The organism is Kitasatospora cineracea, assembly GCF_003751605.1.
Lineage (GTDB): Bacteria > Actinomycetota > Actinomycetes > Streptomycetales > Streptomycetaceae > Kitasatospora > Kitasatospora cineracea.
This window is the reverse complement of the sequence record NZ_RJVJ01000002.1, coordinates 678,888-701,243: the sequence shown is the minus strand read 5'-3', so window position 1 is coordinate 701,243 and position 22,356 is coordinate 678,888. Positions and strand designations below refer to the sequence as shown.

At 74.6% G+C, this 22,356-nt stretch carries 19 protein-coding genes and 1 pseudogene; 7 read left to right on the top strand and 13 right to left on the bottom strand.

The genetic code is table 11. The features are described 5' to 3' along the window. Positions 1-2 precede the first annotated feature (2 nt). Positions 3-1,268 carry a PucR family transcriptional regulator gene (locus tag EDD39_RS29630; protein WP_123561928.1) on the bottom strand — a complete coding sequence of 422 codons (1,266 nt, stop codon included), beginning with the start codon at positions 1,266-1,268 and terminating at the stop codon, positions 3-5. A 157-nt stretch (positions 1,269-1,425) separates the two neighbouring features. On the opposite strand from EDD39_RS29630, the gene EDD39_RS29625 reads away from it, so the two are divergent. Then, on the top strand, positions 1,426-2,757 hold the full coding sequence (locus tag EDD39_RS29625; protein ID WP_123561926.1) for a lipase family protein: 1,332 nt from the start codon (positions 1,426-1,428) through the stop codon (positions 2,755-2,757). A gap of 21 nt (positions 2,758-2,778) precedes the next feature. Here the strand turns inward: EDD39_RS29625 and EDD39_RS29620 are convergent, their stop codons facing one another. Both EDD39_RS29620 and EDD39_RS29615 read right to left on the bottom strand, forming a co-directional pair. Further along, entirely contained in the window at positions 2,779-3,117 is a 339-nt protein-coding gene (locus tag EDD39_RS29620) for a hypothetical protein (protein WP_123561924.1), read from the bottom strand. 150 nt (positions 3,118-3,267) lie between these two features. Beyond that, positions 3,268-3,867, bottom strand: a complete 600-nt coding sequence (locus tag EDD39_RS29615; RefSeq protein ID WP_208765682.1) for an HdeD family acid-resistance protein — start codon at positions 3,865-3,867, stop codon at positions 3,268-3,270. Between the two features lie 251 nt (positions 3,868-4,118). On the opposite strand from EDD39_RS29615, the gene EDD39_RS29610 reads away from it, so the two are divergent. The 4 genes from EDD39_RS29610 (at position 4,119) to EDD39_RS29595 (ending at position 10,045) form a co-directional block, all read left to right on the top strand. Further along, positions 4,119-5,951, top strand: a complete 1,833-nt coding sequence (locus EDD39_RS29610; RefSeq protein WP_162870243.1) for an NAD-binding protein — start codon at positions 4,119-4,121, stop codon at positions 5,949-5,951. A 263-nt stretch (positions 5,952-6,214) separates the two neighbouring features. Then, the gene (locus tag EDD39_RS29605; RefSeq protein ID WP_123561918.1) at positions 6,215-7,270 is read left to right on the top strand and encodes a hypothetical protein; all 1,056 of its coding nucleotides are present in this window, start codon (positions 6,215-6,217) and stop codon (positions 7,268-7,270) included. Positions 7,271-7,392: 122 nt separating this feature from the next. Next, a complete protein-coding gene (locus EDD39_RS42300; protein ID WP_148089557.1) occupies positions 7,393-8,463 on the top strand; it encodes a hypothetical protein in 1,071 nt (356 codons plus the stop codon). A gap of 358 nt (positions 8,464-8,821) precedes the next feature. Then, positions 8,822-10,045 (top strand): esterase/lipase family protein, encoded by a 1,224-nt coding sequence (locus tag EDD39_RS29595; RefSeq protein WP_244257353.1) that lies wholly within the window; start codon positions 8,822-8,824, stop codon positions 10,043-10,045. A 257-nt stretch (positions 10,046-10,302) separates the two neighbouring features. On the opposite strand, the gene EDD39_RS29590 is transcribed toward EDD39_RS29595, so the two are convergent. From EDD39_RS29590 to EDD39_RS29545, 10 genes and pseudogenes are all read right to left on the bottom strand, one after another. After that, positions 10,303-11,079 (bottom strand): enoyl-CoA hydratase, encoded by a 777-nt coding sequence (locus EDD39_RS29590; RefSeq protein ID WP_030462501.1) that lies wholly within the window; start codon positions 11,077-11,079, stop codon positions 10,303-10,305. Positions 11,080-11,187: 108 nt separating this feature from the next. Further along, complete coding sequence (locus tag EDD39_RS29585; protein ID WP_123561915.1) at positions 11,188-12,243, bottom strand: enoyl-CoA hydratase/isomerase family protein; 1,056 nt, start codon at positions 12,241-12,243, stop codon at positions 11,188-11,190. Positions 12,244-12,368: 125 nt separating this feature from the next. After that, positions 12,369-12,551 carry a hypothetical protein gene (locus tag EDD39_RS29580; RefSeq protein WP_123561913.1) on the bottom strand — a complete coding sequence of 61 codons (183 nt, stop codon included), beginning with the start codon at positions 12,549-12,551 and terminating at the stop codon, positions 12,369-12,371. 247 nt (positions 12,552-12,798) lie between these two features. Next, a complete protein-coding gene (gene fahA, locus EDD39_RS29575; protein WP_123561911.1) occupies positions 12,799-14,019 on the bottom strand; it encodes a fumarylacetoacetase in 1,221 nt (406 codons plus the stop codon). Further along, the gene (locus EDD39_RS29570; RefSeq protein ID WP_232795119.1) at positions 14,016-14,828 is read right to left on the bottom strand and encodes a hypothetical protein; all 813 of its coding nucleotides are present in this window, start codon (positions 14,826-14,828) and stop codon (positions 14,016-14,018) included. The genes fahA and EDD39_RS29570 overlap by 4 nt, the downstream gene beginning before the upstream one ends. Further along, a pseudogene (locus tag EDD39_RS29565) lies at positions 14,807-15,993 on the bottom strand (cupin domain-containing protein). The gene EDD39_RS29570 and the pseudogene EDD39_RS29565 overlap by 22 nt, the downstream one beginning before the upstream one ends. Before the next feature lie 34 nt (positions 15,994-16,027). Next, a complete protein-coding gene (gene hppD, locus EDD39_RS29560; RefSeq protein ID WP_244257352.1) occupies positions 16,028-17,161 on the bottom strand; it encodes a 4-hydroxyphenylpyruvate dioxygenase in 1,134 nt (377 codons plus the stop codon). A 211-nt stretch (positions 17,162-17,372) separates the two neighbouring features. Next, complete coding sequence (locus EDD39_RS29555) at positions 17,373-18,677, bottom strand: phosphoribosyltransferase family protein (RefSeq protein WP_123561906.1); 1,305 nt, start codon at positions 18,675-18,677, stop codon at positions 17,373-17,375. A 496-nt stretch (positions 18,678-19,173) separates the two neighbouring features. Then, entirely contained in the window at positions 19,174-19,950 is a 777-nt protein-coding gene (locus tag EDD39_RS29550; RefSeq protein WP_123561904.1) for a MerR family transcriptional regulator, read from the bottom strand. Beyond that, positions 19,947-21,023: a serine hydrolase domain-containing protein gene (locus tag EDD39_RS29545; protein WP_244257351.1), complete on the bottom strand. Its 1,077-nt coding sequence runs from the start codon at positions 21,021-21,023 to the stop codon at positions 19,947-19,949. Before EDD39_RS29545 ends, EDD39_RS29550 begins: the two co-directional genes overlap by 4 nt. A gap of 237 nt (positions 21,024-21,260) precedes the next feature. Between EDD39_RS29545 and EDD39_RS29540 the strand changes: the two genes are divergently transcribed. Together EDD39_RS29540 and lanA are read left to right on the top strand one after the other, a co-directional pair. Then, positions 21,261-21,677, top strand: coding sequence for an SPW repeat protein (locus EDD39_RS29540; protein WP_232795118.1), 417 nt, complete (start codon positions 21,261-21,263; stop codon positions 21,675-21,677). Positions 21,678-22,110: 433 nt separating this feature from the next. Continuing rightward, positions 22,111-22,266, top strand: a complete 156-nt coding sequence (lanA, locus tag EDD39_RS29535; RefSeq protein WP_063765064.1) for an SCO0268 family class II lanthipeptide — start codon at positions 22,111-22,113, stop codon at positions 22,264-22,266. Positions 22,267-22,356: the final 90 nt, after the last annotated feature.

Here is a 22,356-nt window from a genome sequence, read left to right as displayed (position 1 = left end):
CGTCAGGGCAGGGCCGTCGCGGTGTCGTGGGCGGCGATCGCGGCGCGCAGGGTGAGCAGGTCGGCGCCGCGGACGGCGTCGAGGCCGGTGAGGTCGGCGGTGCGGCGCAGGCGGTAGTCGACGGTGTTGGGGTGGATCTGGAGGCGGGTGGCGGTGCGGCGGCGGTCGAGGCCGCAGGCGAGGAACGCCCGCAGGGTGGTGAGGAGTTCGGGGCGGCCGGCGAGCGGGGCGAGCAGGGCGGCGAGGGCTTCGCGGGCCGGGCCGGGGCGGCTGAGCTGGTACTCGACCAGGACGTCGTCGAGCAGGTGCGGGCCGGGGCCGCGGCCGGTGGCCTCGGCGACCTGGCGGACGTCGGCGGCCAGCCGGGCGGCCCCGGCGACCTCCTCGGGGGCGGCGGTGGCGGCCCCGGCGGTGAGGTCGGCGCCGCAGGCGCGGGCGAGGCGGTCGAGCAGGGCGGCCAGCGCGGTGCGGTCGGGGGCCGGGTCGGGGGAGTCGTCGGGAAGCAGCACCGGCCCGCCGTCGGCGGCCAGCGAGGCCAGCGGCACCCCGTCCGTGTGGCGCTCCAACTCGGTGCGCAGGCGCCTGAGTTTGCGGCGGGCGACGACCGAGCGGTTGACGCCGGGGCGGGACTCGTCGGGGTGCGGGCCGATCGCCAGCGAGAGCACCAGGTAGCGGGCGGGCAGCCGGATGCCGGCCCGGTCGGCGGCGGCCCGCGGGTCGCCGCCCTCCAGCAGGCGGGAGAGCAGGGCCTGCCGGGAGACCTGCTCGTCGCCGAGCGCGGTCTGCCGCTCCTGCACGTACCCGGCGGCGACCGCGCAGCTGACCACCCGCAGGTAGCCGAGCAGCCGGTCCTGGGCGGTGGCGACGTCGGGCAGGTCGGCGGGGTCGGCCTCGGCCAGCAGGCGGGCCGCGCAGAGCTGGGCGCCCAGGTGGTAGGCGCCGACCACGGACTCCAGCGGCACGCCCTCGTCGGCGCGGCGGGCCGAGGACTCGCGGATCCGGGCGAGTTCGGCCTCGCCGGGCAGCACGCCGGTGCGCATCACCTCGACGAACGCCCGGATGCCGCGCTCGACCTGACGGGTGATCTCGCCGCGCAACTGCTCGGGCGGCAGCGCGTGGTAGGCCGGGAGCCGGTCCAGCAGCCGGACCATCACCTCGGCGGCCAGCACGGGCGCCAGCGCGAGCAGCCGCAGGTGGACCGGGCGGCCGCCGAACCGGGGCCCGCCGACGGCGAGTTCGCCGGAGGGCCCGGCGTTGGACGCGGTCACAATCCACCTCGCGAATCTCTGGGCGACGGCCCGGCGACGGGGCCGGGCGGCGCGGTCATCATGGTTCCCCGGAGGTTACCTACCCGTAGGTAACTCCCGCGATCCCCCACCGTCGTCCAGGTCGCGCCACCGCCCCCACGCAGAAACGGGAACCGCCATGAACCGAGCCGCCCGGCTGATCGCCACCGCCCTCGCCGCCGCCGCCCTCGCCACCGCAGCCCCCGTCGCCGCCACCACCGCGACGGCCGCCACCACCGCGGCCGACCCGTTCTACCGCTACGACGGCAGCACCCCGCTGTCCTCGATCGCACCCGGCACCGTGCTCAAGACTCGCACCCTCTCCTACCACCTGCTCGGCCTGCCCACCCCCGTGCAGGCCGTCCAACTGCTGTTCCGCACCACCGACGCGCAGGGCCGCCCCAGCGCGGGCGTCACCACCGTGGTGCGCGGGCTGGGCAGCGACGGCAGCAGGGCGGTCTCCTACCAGTCCTTCTACGACTCGCTGAACCCCGAGCACGCCCCCTCCCGGGCGGTGGCCGGCGACGTCAGCCTGGGCGGCGCGATCGCCAACGCCGAGGCGCTGTTCGTCGTCCCGTTCGTGCTCCAGGGCTACGACGTGGTCATCCCCGACACCGAGGGGCAGACCGCGGACTTCGCCGCCGGACCCGAGTACGGCACCACCACGCTGGACTCGATCCGGGCCGCCTCCGCCTCCACCGCCACCGGGATGGACGCCGACACCCGGTTCGGCCTGCTCGGCTACTCCGGCGGCGCGATCGCCACCAACTGGGCCGCCGCCCTCGCCCCCGGCTACGCCCCCGACGTCAACCGCCGCCTGGTCGGCTTCGCCGAGGGCGGCCTGCTGGTCGACCCCGCGCACAACCTCAAGTACGTGGCCGGGGGCGTGGTGTGGCCCGGCGTCATCCCGATGGCGATCACCGGCGTGGCCCGCGCCTACGGCTTCGACCTGCAGCCCTACCTGAGCGACTACGGCAAGCAGGTGTTCGCCAAGATGCAGGACGCCTCGATCGTCAACGCGCTCGGCCAGTACCCCGGCCTGACCTGGCAGAAGCTCGCCAAGCCCGCCTACGCCGACCCGAACTCGATCCCCGAGTACCTGGACGCCGTCAACAAGGTCAACCTCGGCTCGGCCGCCACCCCCACCGTCCCCGGCTACCTCGCCCAGGGCAACGGCGGCGTCCTCGAGGGCACCTTCAGCAACATCTCCGGCATCGGCACCGGCGACGGCGTGATGGTGGCCGGCGACGTCCGGGCGCTGGCCCGGCAGTACTGCGCCACCGGCAACGGCAGCATCAAGTACCAGCAGTACGACCTGCTCAGCCACCTCGGCGCGGCCGTCCCGTGGGCGCCCACCGCGGTGCTCTACCTGAACGACCGGTTCGCCGGGAAGGCCGCCCCGTCCGACTGCGGCCGCATCCCGGCCGGCAACTCGCTCGCCCCCGAGCGGCCCGCCCCGGCCGGGAGGTGAGCCGCCGGGCCGGGGCGGTCGTCACGTCCAGGCGACGGCGACGACCACCTCGGCCGCGGTGAGCGAGGCCACCGTGAAGAACGGCCACGCCCTCCGGTTGCGGACGCCGGCCACGGCCACCGCCGCGATCAGCACGTCCAGCGCCAGCTTGACGGCCATCTTCGGGTCCGACACCGGCAGGTCCAGGGCGTGCCGGACCGCGATCAGCCCGGCGCCGGTCACCAGCTGCACCACCGCGCTGGTCAGCACGTAGCCGCCGACCACCGGGTCCTTCCCGCGCAGCTGGTAGAAGATCCCGCCCAGGATCGCGGCGAAGCCGAACAGGTGGAAGACGAGGAGGACGTACCGCAGGATCTCCATGCCAGTGATCTCTCTCCAGAACCGGTGGACACTTTCCGGGACTGAGAGCGACCGGCGGCCGGATCCGTGACATCGAAGCCCCGGGCCGGCGGCGAGACGTGCGTCACACCACCGGCCCGGGGCCCCTTCGACGGACGGGCGGACGGGGCGTCAGAGGTCGCGCGGGTACAGCTTGGCGCCGCTGCGGATCCGCAGCGCCGCGACGACCTCGGTGACGCCGATCACCAGCAGGCCGCAGGCCGCCAGGATCGCCAGCGCGGTGATCGAGTGCGCGGGCCAGACCATCAGCACGACGCCCGCCAGCACGCTCAGACCGCCGACGAAACCCTGCCAGCCGCGGGCCGGCATCATCGGGTCCGAGGCCACCGCCGCCAGGTGCGTGATGCCGCGGAACAGCCAGCCGATCCCGATCCACAGCGCCAGCAGCAGCACCGACTGGGCCGCCGAACGGAAGCACAGCAGACCCAGCAGCACGCAGATCGCCCCGCTGACGAACGCCAGCACCCGCAGCGCCGTCGAGGCGTGCGTGCCGAACGCGCCGACCAGCTGCACCACGCCGATCACCAGCAGGTACAGGCCGAACAGCACGCCGATCACCCACAGCGTCTGCTTCGGCCACACCAGCACCACGATCCCCAGCGCCAGCGAGATCAGCCCGCCCGCCAGCACCGCCTGCCAGGCCAGCCGGGCCAGTTGCTGGAACGGCCCGGGCAGGTCGTTGCGGGAGTCGATCCGGTACGGGGCACTCATGGCTCCTCCGAGGGGACGGGACGGAACGGACGGGACACCCACCAGCCTCCGCGCCCCACCACCCCCGGGGCGCGGCAGGCTCCGCCGGACGGACGAACGGACCGCCCCGCCCGCACCCGGATCCGATACCGTCCGTTCACCCACGCGTCCTGACGGGCCGTCTACCATCTGACGCTATGACGGACCAGGGGCGGGGGAGCCCGGAGGACGGGGCGGGGACGGGGACGGGGACGGAAGAAACCGGGCCGGAGGTGGGAACGGAGCCGGAAGCGGTCGAGCCGGAAGCGGGAACGGCCGGGCCGGGCACGGAAGGGGCCGGGCCGGAGACGGAAGAGGCCGGGCCGGGCGGGCACTACATCGTGTGCGGCGGCAACTCGCTCGCGCACCGGCTGATCCTGGAGCTCACCGAGCAGTACGAGGTGCCGGTCGTCGCCGTGGTGCCCGACCGGTCCCGGGAGCACGGGCCGGCGATCGCCCAGATACCCGGCGTGACGGCCGTGCTGGAGTACTCCGCGGTGACCGGGGAGGCGCTCGGCGCGGCCCGGATCGAGCAGGCCCGCGGCATCGCGCTGATGGACGGCACCGACCAGGAGAACATCCACGCCGCGCTCGCCGCCGAGAACCGCAACCCCGGCGTCCGGATCGTGCTGCGGATCTTCAACCAGCGCCTCGGCGAGCACCTGGAGAAACTGCTCCCCAACTGCGCCGCGCTCTCCGGCTCCGCCACCGCCGCGCCCGCCTTCGCCAACGGCGCCCTGAGCCGCCCGCACACCGTCGACGTCGGCGGGCGGCAGCTGTACGTCGCCTACGACGCCGACATCCGCCCCAGCCAGATCTGCCTGGTCGCCGACCGGATCGACCGCCAGGACCTCGGCCGGCTCCGGCTGCTGCCGGAGACCGGCGGCCGGGCCGCCGACTTCATCCGGATCGCCGAACTCCTGGGCGGCGGCGAAGCGTTGGGCCCGGTCGCCCGGCCCGACCCGGCGCTCGACCACGGCCCCGGCGGCCTGGCCGCGCTGCAGAGCCTGGACACCGAACCGCCGCTGCGCCAGCCGCTGCGCAAGCGGCTCAAGTGGTGGCTGCTCGACAGCCTCAAGTACTTCACCAACACCCGGCTGCGGATGATCCTGATCACCGCGTTCGCGGCGATCGTGATCGGCGGCGCGGTACTGGCCACCCACACCACGCACTCCGGCGGGATCGGCTGGACGGTGTACTTCACGCTGCTCGACGCCGCCGGCGCGGTGCAGCCCGACGTCCCCGGCCAGCAGGTGCTCGGCGACTCCTGGGCCCGGGCCGCCCAGGTGCTGATCACCTTCTGCGGCATCACCTTCGTCCCCGTCGCCACCGCCATCGTGGTCGAGGCGCTGGCCAGCGGTCGCCGCGGGCTGCCCCGCCCGCCCGGTGCCCGCACCCGGGACCACGTCATCGTGGTCGGCCTCGGCAACGTCGGCACCCGGGTCGCCGCCCTGGTGCACGCCACCGGCCTGCCCGTGGTCTGCCTGGAGCGCGACCCGCAGGCCCGCGGCATCGCGGCCGCCCGCGCCCTGGGCATCCCGGTGCTGATCGGCGAGGGCCCGCTGGAGGCCCAGCTCAAGCAGGCCCGGGTCAAGCACGCCCGGGCCGTGGTCGCCGTCACCTCCGACGACGCCGCCAACCTGGAAGCCGCCCTGGAGGCCCGCGCCGTCCGCCCCGAAGTCCGGATCGTGGTGCGGCTGTTCGACGACGACTTCGCCCACCACGTGTACGCCACACTGGGCAACGTCGCCTCCCGCTCGGTCTCCTACCTGGCCGCGCCCGCCTTCGCCGCCGCCCTGATGGGGCGCGAAGTGCTCGGCACCCTCTCGGTCTTCCGCCACGTCCTGCTGATCGCCGAACTCGCCGTCGAGGAGGGCTCCGCGCTGGACGGCCGCAACACCGGCGACCTGGAGGGCCCCGGCGGCGTCCGGGTGCTCGCCGTCCGGCTGCACCGGCGACCCCACGACTACCAGTGGAACTTCGCCGACCGCTCCCGGCGGCTCGCCCCCGGCGACCGGGTGGTGGTCGCCGCCACCCGGTCCGGACTCGCCCGGGTGATCCAGTGATCCGGCGATCCGGTGATCCGGTGATCCGGCGATCCGGTGATCCGGTGATCCAGTGACCGCCCGAAGCGGCGGTGCGGCCCGGGCGCGGTGTGTACAGTGACGGATCGTCCGACGACGGAGCGGGGGCCGTGACGGCGCCGACGGGGGGACGTCCGCGCCGCAACTCCCCACTCCCCACCGATCGGTGACGTGCCGTCAGGGGCGGGCGGGGGGATCCGCGCCGATCCGGCCGCGCGCGCCGCGCCCACCCCGACGGAGCACCGATGATCCGCGCCGCCCTGCACGGCAACACCGGGATGATCCCGGCCTTCCTGGTCCTCGCCCTGCTGCTCGGCACCGCCGGCCACCTGGCGGCCCGGCGCCGCGGCCTGCCGCGCTGGGCCGTCCTGCTGCTCGCGGTCGCGCTGGCCGGGGAACTCGCCGTCACGCTCTACCCGACCGCCACCGGCGGCGGCGCCGCCCGGGTGTGCGCCTGGAGCGGCGACCCGTGGCTCGCCCTGCGCACCGAGCAGGGACGCCTCAACTTCCTGCTGTACCTGCCGATCGGCCTGTTCGCGGTGCCCGCCCTCGGCCGGCCGCTGGCCGCCGCCGGCGGTGTGCTCGCGCTGGGCGCCGCCACCGAGACCGCCCAGGGCATGCTGCCCTCGATCGGCCGGGCCTGCGACAGCGGCGACTTCGCCTGCAACGCGGCCGGCGGCCTGCTCGGCGTCCTGCTCGGCTGCGCGGTGCTGCTGGCGCGGCGGCGCCGGATCGCCCCGGACCGGCGGGAGTGGCGGCTGACCGGCCTGCTGGCGGCCGCGGTGGGCGTCCCCGTCCTGCTGCTGCAGTCCGCGGTGCTGTCGCCGACGGTCGCCACCGGCGCGGTCGAGGCCGACGCGGAACAGCAGCGGCTGGCCCGGCAGGACGCCGCGCTGCTGTTCGGGCCGGACGCCCGGGTGATCCGCACCCAGCGCTTCCTGTCCCCCGGGGTCGACCAGTTGTCGGTCACCGTCGACCGAGGCTTCCTCACGGTGGACTGGCCCTCCGGACGGCTCCGCGACTTCGAGACCGTCTCCGCCGACCCGGGCGCCAGCCCGGGCGCCGAACCGCCCGCCGTCCCGGCCGAACAGGCCGCCGCGGCCGCGCGGGCCGTCCGCCCGGCCGCCGACGCCTTCGCCGCCCGCTGGCTGCCCGACCTCGCCCCCGGCACCGAACCCGCCGTCACCCCCGGCGGCGGGCAGGACGGCAGCCACCGCTTCACCTACGGCACCGGCCCGGGCGCGCCCGCACTGGACGTCGACTCGGCCGGCCGGCCGGTCCGGTTCGGCCTCCCGAACTGACCGGGGGCGGGGAGGCGCGGGGCGGTCCCGGTCCGGCCGGGGCCGTCGGCGGCGCCGCGTAGGGTGCCCGTGATCGCCCCGATAACCACCCGGAGGACCACCCAGTGGAGGGCCGCACCCCCATGCCGCAGCACCAGCCCGCCGACCGGTCGGCCGCCGCCGACCGGCTCGCCGACTCCCGGGACCTGGAGGCCGTCGCCCGCAGCCTCCACCGGCGCAACGCCGAACACCGCGGCGACTGGACGTTGGACGGCGGCGGGCTGGTCCGGGAACTCCGGTCCTGGCCGGCCGAACGCCGGGTACGACTGCTGGTCCGGCTGAGCGAGGCGCTGGAGGAGACGGCCGTGCACGCCCCGCCGGAGTGCCGGGGCCTGGCCGCGCTCAACGTGCTGCTGGCCCAAGGGCTCTCGGCCCAGCAGCTGGCACCCTGGCGGGAACCGCTCCTGGCCGAGGCGGCCGGACGGCTGGCCCTCTGGGAGGGCTGGCGACTGACCGCCCTGGTGGAGACCGAACTGGCCGCCGGGCGGCACCTGCCCGACGCGGTGGTGGCGGCCGTCCGGCGCTCGGCCGTCCTGGCCTCCGACCCGGCCGAACTCCCTTCGCTGGCACGTCAGTTCACCGAACCGCCGGTCAACCCGGGCGAACCGTGGGCGGACCGGGCGCTCGCCGACCTGGCCGCCGGCGGGCCCGGAGCCCGGGCCCGCCGGCGGGAACTGCTGGCCCACGCCGCCACCGCCACCGGGGCCAGGCCCACCGCGAAATGGCTGCGGGCCGGACAGCCGCTGGTGGACGCCGTCGGGCCGGAACGGCTGCGCACGGCCGCCGCGGAGTGGTTCGCCCTGACTGGTGAGCCGCGACGCGACGCGGCCGCGTCCTTCCACCGCTCCGGCCCGGCCCTGCACGACCCCGACCCGTTCAACTGGCGCGTCCTGCAAGGGCTCGCCGCCCTCCTCACCCTCACCCCACCGCACCCCGACACCGCCCGGGCCCTCGCCACCCTGGCCGGGACCGCCCTGATCCACTGCCGCGGCCTCGGCCCGCGCTCCCCCCGGACCGCCGCGGCCGCCATCCGCGCCCTCACCACCCTCGGCGGAGCGGACGCCCGCACCGAACTGGAACGCCTGGCCGGAACGCTCACCCACAAGCCGACCCTGAAGGCGATCACCACCGCCCTCACCACCTGGAACAGCTGACCCCCCACCACCAGAACCCCGCAGGAGCCCCCACCGACACCCCTGCGGGGTTGTGCCCCTGCGGGGCTTTCCCCTGCGGGGTTGTGCCCCTGCTGATGCGGCTCGCTGAAACTTCTCACCCCGTGCTCGGGTGTTCCTCGGACCTGCTCACGTGGTTCCCCACCCTGTGGGGCGCTGTTCCGTGGCTGTCCACGGGGCGAGTCTGTACGCCGAAAGCCGTAACTATCCGCATACGATTTGGTGCGCAGAGTGACAAAGCGCTGTCGCTGGCGTGCCGGGCGGACGTGACTCCCCGAAGCCGGGACCCGGCATGCGATCCGCAAGGAGGGGCCCCGCCCCACCGCAGGAAAGGAATGCCATGAGCACCACCGAAGAGCAGGCCGCCGAAGCCTTCCAGTCCGCGCCCCCGATCATCCTGGCCCCCGGGCCGCGCAAGACCGACCGCATCCCGCCCCCGCCGAACGACGTCTGGGAACTTCCCTACGGCACCGCCTGGGTCTACCACGGCGAGGGCAACGGCCAGCTCACCCGTCCGGTCCTGATCGCGGACGGCTTCAGCACCGGCCCCACCGACCTCGGCCTCACCTGGGAACTGCTTGAGTACGGCCCGTTCCCGCTGCTGAGCGAGCTCCGCCGCCGGGGCCGCGACGTCGTCCTCATCGGCTACCACGAGCGCAGCGCCTCGATCCTGCAGAACGCCGAGGCGGTGATGAAAGCCGTCACCACGGCGATCGACCGCCGCAGCGGCGAGCACCCGCTGGTCGTCGGCGGTTTCAGCATGGGCGGCCTGGTCACCCGCTACGCCCTCGCCAAGTTGGAGACGGACGGCGTCGAGCACCAGGCGCAGCTGTACTTCTCCTGGGACAGCCCGCACACCGGCGCCTGGATCCCCATCGCCCTCCAGGCGTTCGCGCACTACATCAAGAAGCTCCACCCGGGCTTCTCGGACCAGATCAACAGCCCGGCCGCCCAGGAGCTGCTGTGCCAGCACATCGCGAACTGGGACGACAAGCCCGCCACCAGTGAGCGGCGCCTGGCGTTCCTGCGCGCGCTGGAGGAAGTCGGCAGCTGGCCCCAGTCGAGGCAGCTGCGGCTGGTGGCCCTCGCCAACGCTCCCGCCACCGGCGAGGGCAACGGCATCGCGCCCGGGAACGAAGCCGTCACGGGCAAGGGACTGGCCGTCGCCGGCACCGAACTGCGCACCCAGTCCGAGGGCGAGGACCAACTGGTCGCCAAGCTCCGGGTCCTCACCACTTCCAGCCGCGAGGTCCGCACCAGCGGCCTGCCCGACATCGACGGCGCACCCGGCGGCACCCTGCCCGGTTTCGGCATCCTCGCCGACGCGCTGAACGAGGTCGCGGGCTTCGGCGTCGTCAACCCGATCCGCGAGCACTGCTTCGTCCCGGCCGTCAGCGCCGTCTCCGTGCGGGAGCCGGCCACCCACGACGACCTCTACACCCCGATCGGCGATGACGAGCTGGAGGAAGCGCCTTTCCACGCCGTCAAGTTCGCCTCCCAGAGCGAGACGCACACCCTGGTCACCGAGGAACTCTCCACCTGGCTCCTGGACCAACTGCCGTAAAACCGCGGCGATCCGAGCCCGGCCGCCTCGACCGCGCACCGCCCGCCATCGCGGGCAACGGCCGGCGCCCTGCACCGTACGCGCCCAACGGCCCCCGGATACCCCCGGCAACCGCGGTGCCCGCTGAAACTCCCCACTCAGTTCAACGCTGCACTGAGTGGGGAACCGCGAGCAGCCCCGGCCGTTTTCCGAGATCCTCATCACTGCGGGGTTGTGCCCTGCGGGGTTGTGCCCCTGTGGGGCTTTCCCCTGCGGGGTTACTTGTTGGTGAAGGAGGCCGGGCGCTTCTCGGCGAAGGCGGTCATGCCCTCCTTCTGGTCGGCGGTGGCGAAGGCGGCGTGGAAGAGGCGGCGTTCGAAGCGGACGCCCTCGGCGAGGGTGGTTTCGAAGGCGCGGTTGACGGATTCCTTCATCATGACGGCGGCGGGGAGGGACATCGCGGCGACCTTCTCGGCGGTGGCGAGGGCCTCGGGGAGGAGTTGGTCGGCGGGGACGATCCGGGAGACCAGGCCGGCTCGTTCGGCCTCTTCGGCGCCCATGGTGCGGCCGGTCAGGCACAGGTCCATGGCCTTGGCCTTGCCGACGGCGCGGGTCAGGCGCTGGGAGCCGCCGATGCCGGGGATGACGCCGAGGGTGATCTCGGGCTGGCCGAACTTCGCGGTGTCGGCGGCGATCAGGATGTCGCAGAGCATCGCCAACTCGCAGCCGCCGCCGAGCGCGTAGCCCGCGACCGCGGCGATGACCGGCTTGCGCAGGCGGCCGAGTTCGTCCCAGGGGCCGAGCCAGTCGTCGAGGTAGACCTCGGGGAAGCGGTTGTCCTGCATCTCCTTGATGTCGGCGCCGGCGGCGAACGCCTTGGCGGAGCCGGTGATCACCAGGGCGCCGATCTCCGGGTCGCGGTCGAAGGACTTGGCGGCAGCCACCACCTCGTTCATGAGTTCGGTGCTGAGCGCGTTGAGCGCCTTGGGCCGGTTGAGGGTGATGATGCCGACCCGGCCCTTGCGGTCGACCAGGATCGTCTCGTACTCGGTCATCGCCGTTTCTTCCTCTCCACGCTGAGCGGAACCTCTGCCGCTGGATACGATCTCCGAACGCCGCGCCGGATGCCAGTCTCGACAGGCGAGACGATGGTCACCCCGGTGTCATCCGGCCAGGTGCAGGTCGCCGCTCTCGGGGGCGGCGAAGAAGCGGGCCACGTCGGCGGGGGTGACCTCGGCCAGGGTGGCGGGGGACCAGTGCGGGTCGCGGTCCTTGTCGACGACCTGGGCGCGGATGCCCTCGACCAGGTCGTGGTGGGCCAGGGCGGCGCAGGAGATCCGGTACTCCTGGTCGAGGGTGGCGGCCAGTGAGGGCAGGGTGCGGGCCCGGCGCAGCGCGGCCAGGGTCACCTTGAGCATGGTGGGGGACTTGGCGTGCAGTTGGACGGCGGCGTCCGCGGCGGCGGGCAGGCCGGTGGCGTGCAGGCGTTCCAGGATCTCCTCGACGCTGTCGGCGGCGTAGCAGTGGTCGATCCACTCGTGCTGCTCGGCGAGCGCGGAGGGCGGGGCGGGGGCGGCGAGTTCGGCGACGGCCTTGGCGGGGGTGTCGCCGGCGGCGAGGCGGTCGGTGAGGGCGGGCAGGGCGTCGGAGGGCAGGTAGTGGTCGGCGAAGCCGCAGTGCAGGGCGTCGCCGGCGGTCATGGTGGCGGCGGTGAGGGCGACGTGGGTGCCGAGTTCGCCGGGGGCGAGGGCGAGCAGCCGGCTGCCGCCGACGTCGGGGACCAGGCCGATCCGGGTCTCGGGCATGGCGACGGCCGAGCGTTCGGTGACGACCCGGATGCCGGCGTGTCCGGCGAGGCCGACGCCGCCGCCCATGGTGATGCCGTCCATCAGGGCGACGTACGGCTTGGGGTAGCGGGAGACGAGTTCGTTGAGCGGGTACTCGACCCGGAAGAAGGCCCGGCCGCCGGCGCCGCCGCGCTTGGCGTCGTCGTGGATGGCCCGGATGTCGGCGCCCGCGCACAGGCCGCGTTCGCCCGCGCCGTCGAGCAGGACGGCCGTCACGGTGTCGTCGGCGGCCCAGGCGTCCAGGGCGGCGCGGACGGTCTCCAGCATCGGGCGGGTGAGGGAGTTGAGGGCGCGCGGCCGGTTGAGGGTGATCCGGCCGAGCGGGCCGGCCCGCCCGATCAGCACGTCCGGCCCGCCCTGTGGGGTTCCCATCGCCGCCGCTCCCATCGCCACCGCTCCCGTCCGTCCGGAAAGTACGAAGATCCTCCGGTGCACCGTACCGGGCCCGCCGGGCAGGTCGGCGGGCCCGGGTGCGGCGGCGTTGGGGACGGGGCCGGTCAGCAGGGGTGCAGCGGGGTGGCGAGCAGCACGGGGGCGGCGGGGGCGGCGGGGCGCGGGGCGAAGCCGCACAGCATCACGGGGTGCGGGGCCGGCGGGGCGGCCTGGGCCTGGGGGACGGGCAGCAGCAGGTTGGCGGCGGCGAGCGCGGCTCCGCAGACCAGGGTGCGCAGCTTCATCATCGGGGGTTCCTCCGGGGAAGAGAGTTGTCCGCGAACGGTCGCGGTCCGCTCCTTCGGCGCCGGGCGTGGGAGGCCCGGCTCGGGGGCGGCCGCGGGGTTTTCGTCGGGTCAACTTCTAGTGGCGGAGGGGTTTGCAGCCCCGGAACCTCACCCGTTCGGCGGCGTGCTGCGGACGCGCCGTTGACGCTTCCGCAGCACGCCGGACGATCGGCCTGCTGTCAGGTCAGCCGATCGCCCCGTCGGCGGGTCAGCCGGTGATCCTCCCGGTGACCTCGCCGAACCCGACCCGCAGGCCCCCCGGCCCGGGGGCGGTGGCGGTGATGGACACCTCGTCGCCGTCCTCCAGGAAGGTGCGGCTGGTGCCGTCGGGCAGTTCGAGCGGCCGGGTGCCGTTCCAGGACAGTTCGATCAGGGAGCCGCGCTGCTCCGGCTCGGGGCCGGAGACCGTGCCGGAGCCGTACAGGTCGCCGGTGCGCAGGTTGGCGCCGTTGACGGTGAGGTGGGCGAGCTGCTGGGCGGCGGTCCAGTACATGCCGGCGAACGGCGGCCGGGAGACCGGGTGGCCGTTCAGCGAGACCTCCATCGCCAGGTCCAGGCCCCAGGGCTCGGCCTTGCGGTCGTCCAGGTAGGGCAGCGGTTCTACGTCGCGGGCCGGGGGCTCCACGCGGGCGTGCTCCAGCGCCTCCAGCGGCACCACCCAGGGGGCGACCGAGGTGGCGAAGGACTTGCCGAGGAACGGGCCGAGCGGCACGTACTCCCAGGCCTGGAGGTCGCGCGCGGACCAGTCGTTGAGCAGGCAGACGCCGAACACGTGCTCGGCGAAGCCGTCCAGCGCGACCGGGTGGCCCAGGCCGCTGGGCGTGCCGACCACGAAGGCGACCTCGGCCTCGATGTCCAGGCGCAGGGAGGGGCCGAAGCTCGGCGCGGCCTCGGCGGGGGCCTTGCGCTGGCCGTGCGGGCGGGCCACCGGGGTGCCGGAGACCACCACGGTGCCGGCCCGGCCGTGGTAGCCGATCGGCAGGTGCTTCCAGTTCGGGGTCAGCGGTTCCTGGCCCGGGCGGAAGATCTTCCCGAGGTTGGTGGCGTGGTGCTCGGAGGCGTAGAAGTCGACGTAGTCGGCGACCTCGAACGGCAGGTGCAGCCGGACGTCCGCCAGCGGCAGCAGGCAGGGCCCGACGGCGTCCCGGTGCGCCTCGTCGGTGAGCCAGGAGGTGAGCGCCGCGCGCACCGCCCGCCAGGTCGAACGGCCGGACGCCATCAGCGGGTTGAGGCTCTCCGCGTCCAGCAGCGCGGACGGCGCGCCGACCGCCCGGGCGGCCGCCCCGGCGTCCAGCACCAGGTCCCCGATCCGGACGCCGATCCGCCGCCGGCCGGGCCGGTCGGCGGCGGTGAACACGCCGTAGGGGAGGTTGTGGACGCCGTACGGGGAGTCGGCGGGCAGGTCGAGCCAGGTGGCGGTGGTGCTCAAGGGGTCTCCAGGAGGCCGAGTCGGGCGAGGTCTTCCAGCGGCTCGGTGATGCTACAGGTGCCGAACGAGGTGAAAGAGGCGCGGATGTCGAGGATCTGACGCTCCGTCAGCGACTCGACGGCGGTGGCCAGTCGGGCCCCGTCCCGTTCGGCGAGCAGCTCGACGGCCTGCTCCCGGCTCGGACTCCCGGCCGCCAGCAGCAGGTTGAGGAAGCCGTGGTGCTCGTAGCCGGTGCCCAGGTCGGTGTGCCGCACCGCGTGGTGCAGCCCCGCCGTGCACTTGTACGGCAGGGCGCGCTCGGCGCAGCCCCGCAGGAAGCCGGCCAGCTCGGTCACCGACGGGAAGGCGGCGTAACCGAGGCCGCCGGTACGGTACTTGGCGCGGTAGCGGGTGCCTGCCAGGGCGTCCAGGCCGTCCTCCAGCCGCTCCGAGCGGGGCAGTTCGACGGCCGCCCCGACGCCCTCGGGCAGCAGCGCGTCCAGTTCGGCGACCGCGGCCCGGACGTCCGGGCCCGGCGCGTACTCGACGGTGGCGACCCGCAGGCCGTCCGCGGCCTTCAGCGCCTCGGCCAGCCGACCCGGGCCGACCACCAGGCCGACCTCGAACTCCGGCTCCAGCTCCCGAAGTTCGGCCAGCAGGTCGACGGGGGCGAGCAGCGGGCCGACCGCCGCCGCGTACCGGGCGGCGCGGTGCGCCCGGTGCGCGGGGACGGCCTCGGCCAGCGGCAGGTCGCCGGGCGGGAAGACCGCCGCGTCGTCGAACAGCCCCCGGTACAGCTCGGGTACGTTCATCGCCTCGCCCAGGTCCACGCGTAGTTCGGGTCCTCGCTGGCGGTGGCGGCCTCGCCGAGCTCCAGCGGGCGGAAGGTGTCCACCATCACCGCCAGCTCGTCGAAGAACTCCACGCCGATCGAGCGCTCGTAGGCGCCCGGCTGCGGCCCGTGGGTGTGGCCGCCGGGGTGCAGCGAGATCGACCCCTGTCCGATGCCGGAGCCCTTGCGGGCCTCGTAGTCGCCGCCGCAGTAGAACATCACCTCGTCGCTGTCCACGTTCGCGTGGTAGTACGGCACGGGGATCGACAGCGGGTGGTAGTCCACCTTGCGCGGCACGAAGTTGCAGATCACGAAGTTGTTGCCCTCGAACACCTGGTGTGCCGGCGGCGGCTGGTGCACCCGCCCGGTGATCGGCTCGTAGTCCGCGATGTTGAACGCGTACGGGTACAGGCAGCCGTCCCAGCCCACCACGTCGAACGGGTGGTTCGGCACCGTGTAGCGGGTGCCGACCACGCCGCCCGGGCCGCGGTGCTTGACCAGCACGTCCACCTCGCCGCCCTCGACCAGCAGCGGGCCCTCGGGGCCGCGCAGGTCCCGCTCGCAGAACGGGGCGTGCTCCAGCAGCTGGCCGAACTTCGACAGGTAGCGCCGGGCCGGGGTGATGTGGCTGTTCGCCTCGATGCAGTAGGCGCGCAGCGGCTCGTCCCCGGTCGGCACCCAGCGGTGGGTGGTGGCCCGCGGGATCAGCACGTAGTCGCCCCGGCCGGCGGTGATCGTGCCGAACACCGTCTCCAGCACGGCCGTTCCGGACTCCACGTACACGCACTCGTCGCCGAGCCCGTTGCGGTACAGCGCGCTGGGCGCACCCGCCGCGACGTAGGAGATCCGGACGTCCGCGTTGCCGAGGACGAGCCGGCGGCCGGTGACGGCGTCCGCCGACTTCCACTCCTCGCCGGGGAACAGCTCGTGCAGCTTGAGGTGGCGGGGGAGCAGCGGGAGGTTGGCGGTGGTCGACTGGTCCGGCAGCTCCCACACCGCGGCGGCCGTCACCGCCGAGGGGATGTACCGGTGGTACAGCAGCGAGGAGTCCGAGGAGAAGCCCTCCTCGCCCATCAGCTCCTCGTAGTACAGGCCCCCCTCGGGGTGCGGTGCTGGGTGTGCCGCTTGGGCGGCACCGATCCCAGCTGCCGGTAGTACGCCATCGCCCTGTCTCTCCCTGTCGTCCGTGACTCTCCGTCAGAGGTTGCCGCGCCGGTCCTGCTCGCGCTCGATGGCCTCGAAGAGCGCCTTGAAGTTGCCCTTGCCGAAGCCCAGCGAACCGTGCCGCTCGATGAACTCGTAGAAGACGGTCGGCCGGTCGCCGATCGGCTTGGTGAAGATCTGCAGCAGGTAGCCGTCCTCGTCGCGGTCCACCAGGATGCCGCGCGACTGCAGCTCCTCGATCGGGGCCCGGACGTGGCCGATCCGCTCGCGCAGCTCCGGGTCCTCGTAGTACGAGTCCGGGGTGGAGAGGAACTCGACGCCGCGCGAGCGCAGCACGTCCACGGTGGTGAGGATGTCGTTGGTGGCCAGCGCCATGTGCTGGCAGCCCGGGCCGGTGTAGAACTCCAGGTACTCGTCGATCTGCGACTTCTTCTTCGCGACCGCCGGCTCGTTCAGCGGGAACTTCACCCGGTGGTTGCCGCTCGCCACGACCTTCGACATCAGCGCCGAGTAGTCGGTGGCGATGTCGTCGCCGACGAACTCCGCCATGTTCACGAAGCCCATCACCCGGTTGTAGAACGACACCCACTCGTCCATCCTGCCGAGCTCGACGTTGCCCACCGCGTGGTCCAGCGCCTGGAACAGCCGCTTCGGCGCGCCCTCGGGGCGGACCACCGTCGACTCGCGGGCGACGTAGCCGGGCAGGTACGGGCCGGTGTAGCGGGAGCGGTCGACCAGGGTGTGCCGGGTCTCGCCGTACGCGGCGATGGCCGCGCGGCGCACGGTGCCGTGCTCGTCCGAGACGTCGTTGGGCTCCTCCAGGACGGTGGCGCCCTGGGCGCGGGCGTGCGCGATGCACTTGTCCACGTCCGGGACCTCCATCGCCAGGTCGACCACGCCGTCGCCGTGCCGGCGGTGGTGGTCCAGCAGCGGGCTGTCCGGCGTCACGCCGCCCTCGATCACGAAGCGGCAGGAGCCCGAGCGCAGCACGAACGACTTGCGGTCGCGGCGGCCGGTCTCCGGGCCCGAGTAGGCGACCAGCTCCATGCCGAACACGGCCTGGTAGAACTGCGCCGTCTGGGTCGCGTTGCCGACCACGAAGACGACCGCGTCCTGCGCGGTCACCGGGAACGGGTCGGTCGAGGCGTCGTACTCCACCAGGCCCACCAGGGTGCGCAGCTGCTCGGCCGTCAGACCGCCTGCAGCTCCTCGGGGGTCAGTTCAACAGCGGCGTCGGCGGTCATGGGGCATTCCTCCACGTCGAGGTCGGTTGCGCAGAGCTTGCTCCTGCTCGGTGGGGTGGGCAACAGGTCCGATTCCGGCTGCTCCAATGTGTACAAGATGAGCAGCCGGACCGGGTCTGGGCTGTACGGATTGCTCAGTGCTCCACCCGATCGCCTCCCCGGCCGGGCGGGAAGTGCCGGACGAACCAGCCCGCCGCCAGCTCGGCGACCGCCTCCAGCGCGCCGGGCTCCTCGAACAGGTGGCCGGCGCCCGGGACGACCTGCAGGGCGCTCTCGCCGCCCAGCTCGGCCCGGGCCTGCCGGTTCCACTCCAGCACCTCCTGGTCCGCGCCGCCGACGATCAGCAGCGTCGGCACCGTCACCAGCGGCAGCCGGGCCGCCGCCAGGTCCGGCCGGCCGCCGCGGGCCACGATCGCCGCCGGGGCGCTGTCCGGCTCGGCCGCCGCCCACAGCGCCGCCGCCGCGCCGGTGCTCGCCCCGAACCAGCCGTACGGCAGGCCCGCCAGCGCCGGGTGGCGCAGCGCCTCCCGGGTCGCCCCGGCCAGCCGCCCGCCCAGCAGGCCCGGGTCGAACACCTTCCAGCGCTCGTCCGCCTCGCCGGGCGCCAGCAGGTCGAACAGCACGGTCGCCAGCCGCTCCCGGTGCAGGTGCGCGGCGACCGCGCGGCTGCGCGGGCTGCCCCGCCCCGAGCCGCTGCCGTGCGCGAACAGCACGACGCCCCGCGGGTGTTCGGGCACGGTGAGGTCGGCCGGGCCGGTGCCGAGCCGGAGTTCCCGCCCGGCGGCCCCGGCGGCCTCCGGCGGCCCGGCCCGGTCGAGCGCGGCCAGCACCTCGGCGTCCGTGGTCTGCCGGAAGTCCCGGTAGGACGCGCCGACCGCGGCGAACCCGTCCGGGGTGTCCACCGCCAGGTAGCCGTCCGCCGCGTCGCCCAGCTGCCGGGCCCAGCCGGGCGGGGCGACCGGCACCGCCAGCACCACCCGGGCGGCGCCGCGGGCCCGGACGATCCGGCAGGCCGCCCGTGCGGACGCGCCGGTCGCCACCCCGTCGTCCACCACCAGCACCGTCCGACCGGCCAGCGGCACCGGCGCCCGACCGCCCCGGTAGAGCGCCGCGCGCCGGGCCAGCTCGGACCGCTCCCGGGCCTCGGCCGCCGCGAACGCCTCCGGCGGGACGCCCACCGCGTCCACCACCTGCTGGTTCACCACCCGGGCGCCGTCCTCGCCCACCGCCCCCATCGCCACCTCGGGCTGCCCCGGCACCCCCACCTTGCGCACCACGCACACGTCCAGCTCCGCGCCCAGCGCGGCCGCCACCTCGGCGGCCACCGGTGCGCCGCCGCGCGGCAGCGCGACCACGACGGCGCCGCGCAGTTCGGGTGCCTCGGACAGCAGGGCCGCGGCGAGGCGACGGCCCGCGTCGGTCCGGTCGGTGAAGTGCATGGCGGGAACCTCTCCACCTCCCACGGTACGTCGGCACCGCCGGGGCCACGCCTGGGGTGGGAACGGCTGGTGGGAGCGGGGGAGGGCGGGGCGGTCGGCGGGGTGAGGGCGCGTGCGGGCAGGGGCGGTTGGCGTGCGGGGGAGGGGCGAGGTCGGGGGGTGCGTCGGCACCGCCGGGGCGACGGCTGGGGTGGGAGCGGCTGGTGGGAGCGGGGGAGGGCGGGGCGGTCGGCGGGGTGAGGGCGCGTGCGGGCAGGGGCGGTTGGCGTGCGGGGGAGGGGTGAGGTCGGGGGGTGCGTCGGCACCGCCGGGGCGACGGCTGGGGTGGGAGCGGCTGATGAGGACGGGGAGGGACCGGGGCGGAGGGTTTGTCGGCGTCGGGGCCGTGCCCTGGGTGGGAACGGCCGGTGAGGGCGGTCGGCGGGGTCAGGGCGCGTGCGGGCAGGGGCGGTTGCCGGTGCGGGGCGGGCATGCCCGTGGGTGCGGGGTGGCTGTCTCAGCGCCGGGGGGCGCGGACGCCGGCGGCGTGCAGGCGGGCTTCGGTGAGTTCGGTCAGGCGGGCCGCGGCGGGGGCCTGGGTGGTGCGGTGGCGGTTGACCAGGTCGTACTGGGCGGCGGATCCGGTCCAGGCCCGCAGGCCGTCCCGGCTGCCGGTGCGGGCGGCGCGGGCCAGGTGGTGGGCGGCCATGGCGTCGGCGAGTTCCGCCAGCCGCGGGTCGTCCGGCTCCCAGGTCTCCGCCTCCCGGCCGCGCCGGGCCAGTTCGACGTACTCGGGGTCGTCGAAGCGGTCGGCGAGCTGGGCGAGGAAGTCGTCGAAGCCCCGGGGCAGCAGGGCCCGGGCCAGGACCAGGGCCTCGCGCTGCGCGGCCACGTAGGCGGGGTCGAAGCCCAGGTCGCGGATCCGCCGCAGGACGGCGCAGGCCCGGTCGGGGAGCATGGCCCGGTCGCCGTCGGCGAGCCGGTGCAGGGTCGCGCGCCGGTCCGTCAGCTCCTCGATCCGTTCGGTGAGCCGCCGTTCGACGTCGGCCAGCGCGGCGCCGAAGTCCTCGGTGTCGGCGTCCAGCAGTCCGCCGGCCTCGGCCAGCGGCACCCCCGCGGCGGCCAGTGTCCGCACCTGCACCAGCCGCAGCAGTTCCTCGGAGCCGTACCGCCGGTAGCCGGAGGCGTCGCGGGGCGGTTCGGCGACCAGGCCGAGCCGGTGGTAGTGCCGCACCGTCTTCACCGTGACACCCGCGAAGGCCGCCGCCTGCCCGATCGTCACCCCGTCGCTCATCCGCCCAGCCTGCCGCAGGAGACCGCGTCCGTGAAGTGCTGCTGGGCCCGCTGGAAGGCGGGGGCGATGGTCAGGTCCGGGTCGTCCACCCAGGTGAGTCCGGCGGTCACCGTCCGGGTGCCGTCGGCGGAGCCGAACATCAGGGCCGCCGAGCCCATCGTCGCGCCGTGGTGGTGGAGGACCGTCCCGCCCGCGGTCTCCTGGACGAACAGCCCCAGGCCGTACCCGGCGGTCGGCTCCGGGGTGCGCATCGCGGCCAGCAGTTCCGGCGGCAGCAGCCGGCCGCCCAGCAGGGCGGAGAAGTACAGGTGCAGGTCACGGGTGGTGGAGACCAGGTCGCCGCCGGCGCCGACCCAGGACGGGTTCTGCCGGGTGATGTCGAGGGTGTGCTCCCGGCCGCCGTCCTCGTACCGGTAGTAGCCGTGGTTGTGCGGTGCGGGCAGCTCCGGGTCGGTGCCCGGTGCGAAGGTGCCGGTCAGCCCCAGCGGGGCCAGCACCAGCCGCCGCAGTTCCGCGGCGAACGGGCGGCCGGCGGCGCGTTCGGCGACCAGCCGGGCCAGCACGTAGTTGGTGTTCGAGTAGCTCCAGCCGGTGCCCGGCGCGAACCGGGCGGGGCGGGACAGCGAGAGCCGCACCAGGTCCTCGGGCGGGTACGTCCGGAACCGGTTGGCCACCCACTCCGCGCCCCGCCACGGCACGCCCGGCACGACCGTCCCGTCCGGCAGCAGCTCGCCGGTGTGGTTGAAGACCCCGCTGGTGTGCTGGAGCAGCATCCGGACGGTGATCCGCGGGTCGAGGCCGAACTCCGGCAGCCGGCCGGCCACCGGGTCGTCCAGGCCGAGGCGGCCCTCCGCGACCAGCAGCAGGACCACGGTGGCGACGAAGCTCTTGGTGCTGCTGCCGATCCGGAAGTGCCCGTCCGGGACGGCCCCGGCGGGCCGCCCCAGCTCGCGGGCGCCCGCGGCGGCGACCCACTCGCCGTGCTCGTCGTTCACCCGCAGCTGGACGGAGAGGAAACCGGACCCGAGCAGGTCGTCGAGCGCGGCGCGCAGGGCGGGGCGGGAGGTGGTCACGGCGGGTGCTCCTTCGCGTGGGCGGTTGCTTGCGAGGAGCCTCCGGCCTGACCCCGGGTCAACCTCAAGGGTGATCCGGGTCACGGCCGGGCACGCGCCCGTTCCGGGGCATAAGAAAAAAATAAGGACAAACCGGTGGGTAGCGTTATTTACCGCCCAGGGCGGGTAGCGACCAATTGGCTCGCATGTCCTGACTACGAGGAGGTGGTCCCGGTGTCGACCCATACGCCCTCGGGCATGGAACACCATCCGGACATCCTGGCCCTGCGTGAACACGCGGAGCGCGTCACATCCACCACCGCCGGGCAGGGGACGGAAGCACTCGCCGTCTGCGCCGGACTCTTCCTGGCGATCTCCCCCTGGGTGGTCGGCTTCTCCGGCTTCACCGGGCTGGCCATCAGCAACCTGGTGCTGGGCATCGCCTACGCCGTCCTGATGGCCGGCTACGGCTCCGCCTTCGGCCGCACCCACGCCCGGGCCTGGGCGTGCGTGGCGATCGGCGCCTGGACGGTCATCGCCCCCTGGGCGGTCAACGGCGGTGCGCACGTCCGCCGGACCATCCTGACCAACGTCATCACCGGCGGCGTCATGACCTGCCTGGCCCTGGCCGCGGTCGGCATGGTCTTCGCGGGCATGACGGCGCGCCGCAGGTAGGGCACGGCACCGGGGCCCGGAGGCCCCCACGGCGGCGGGACCCCGCACGGGGTCCCGCCGCCGTGCAGTGACAGGTTTTCGTCAAATTTCGGTCAAGTCGCGGGCCGGGGCCGTGGACACCCTCCGCGCGCGCCCCCGAAGTGGTTCGTGCGCGGCCGGGAGCAGTGGTGATCCCGGTTTTCGGTACTGAAACCCCGAACCCGTCCGGCCACCGGGAACGGACACCCCCGAGATGCGGCGCGAGGGACGGAAGTGCAGGCCGGAGGCGCCGGGGGCGGAGCGGTACGGGTGGGGCGGAGGTTGGCCGGGACGGCACTCACCACATGGTGGGAAGCCGGGGAACAGTGGGCCTCGCGCCGGACCGGACCACCGTTCGAGCCGGCCGCGGCCCGGACCACCGTCCGGGCGGACCCACGAGCCCTCAGGAGGGGATATGCGCACCGAGACCACCGTGCAGTCCGACACCACCGACTTCGACCTGGACCTGCGCATCGCGGACGTCGCGGAGCAGACCGAGGAGTTCGGCCGGGGCACCTACACCTCGCCGAGCAGCTACGCCATCGGCACCCGCTGCCCGGTCTGCTGCTGACCGGCACCCGGTAGTCCTCGCGCGGGGCGGGCTGCGGCCCGCCCCGCGCTTTCCGCTCCCTCCCCACCCGCGAACCCGAGGAGCCCGACG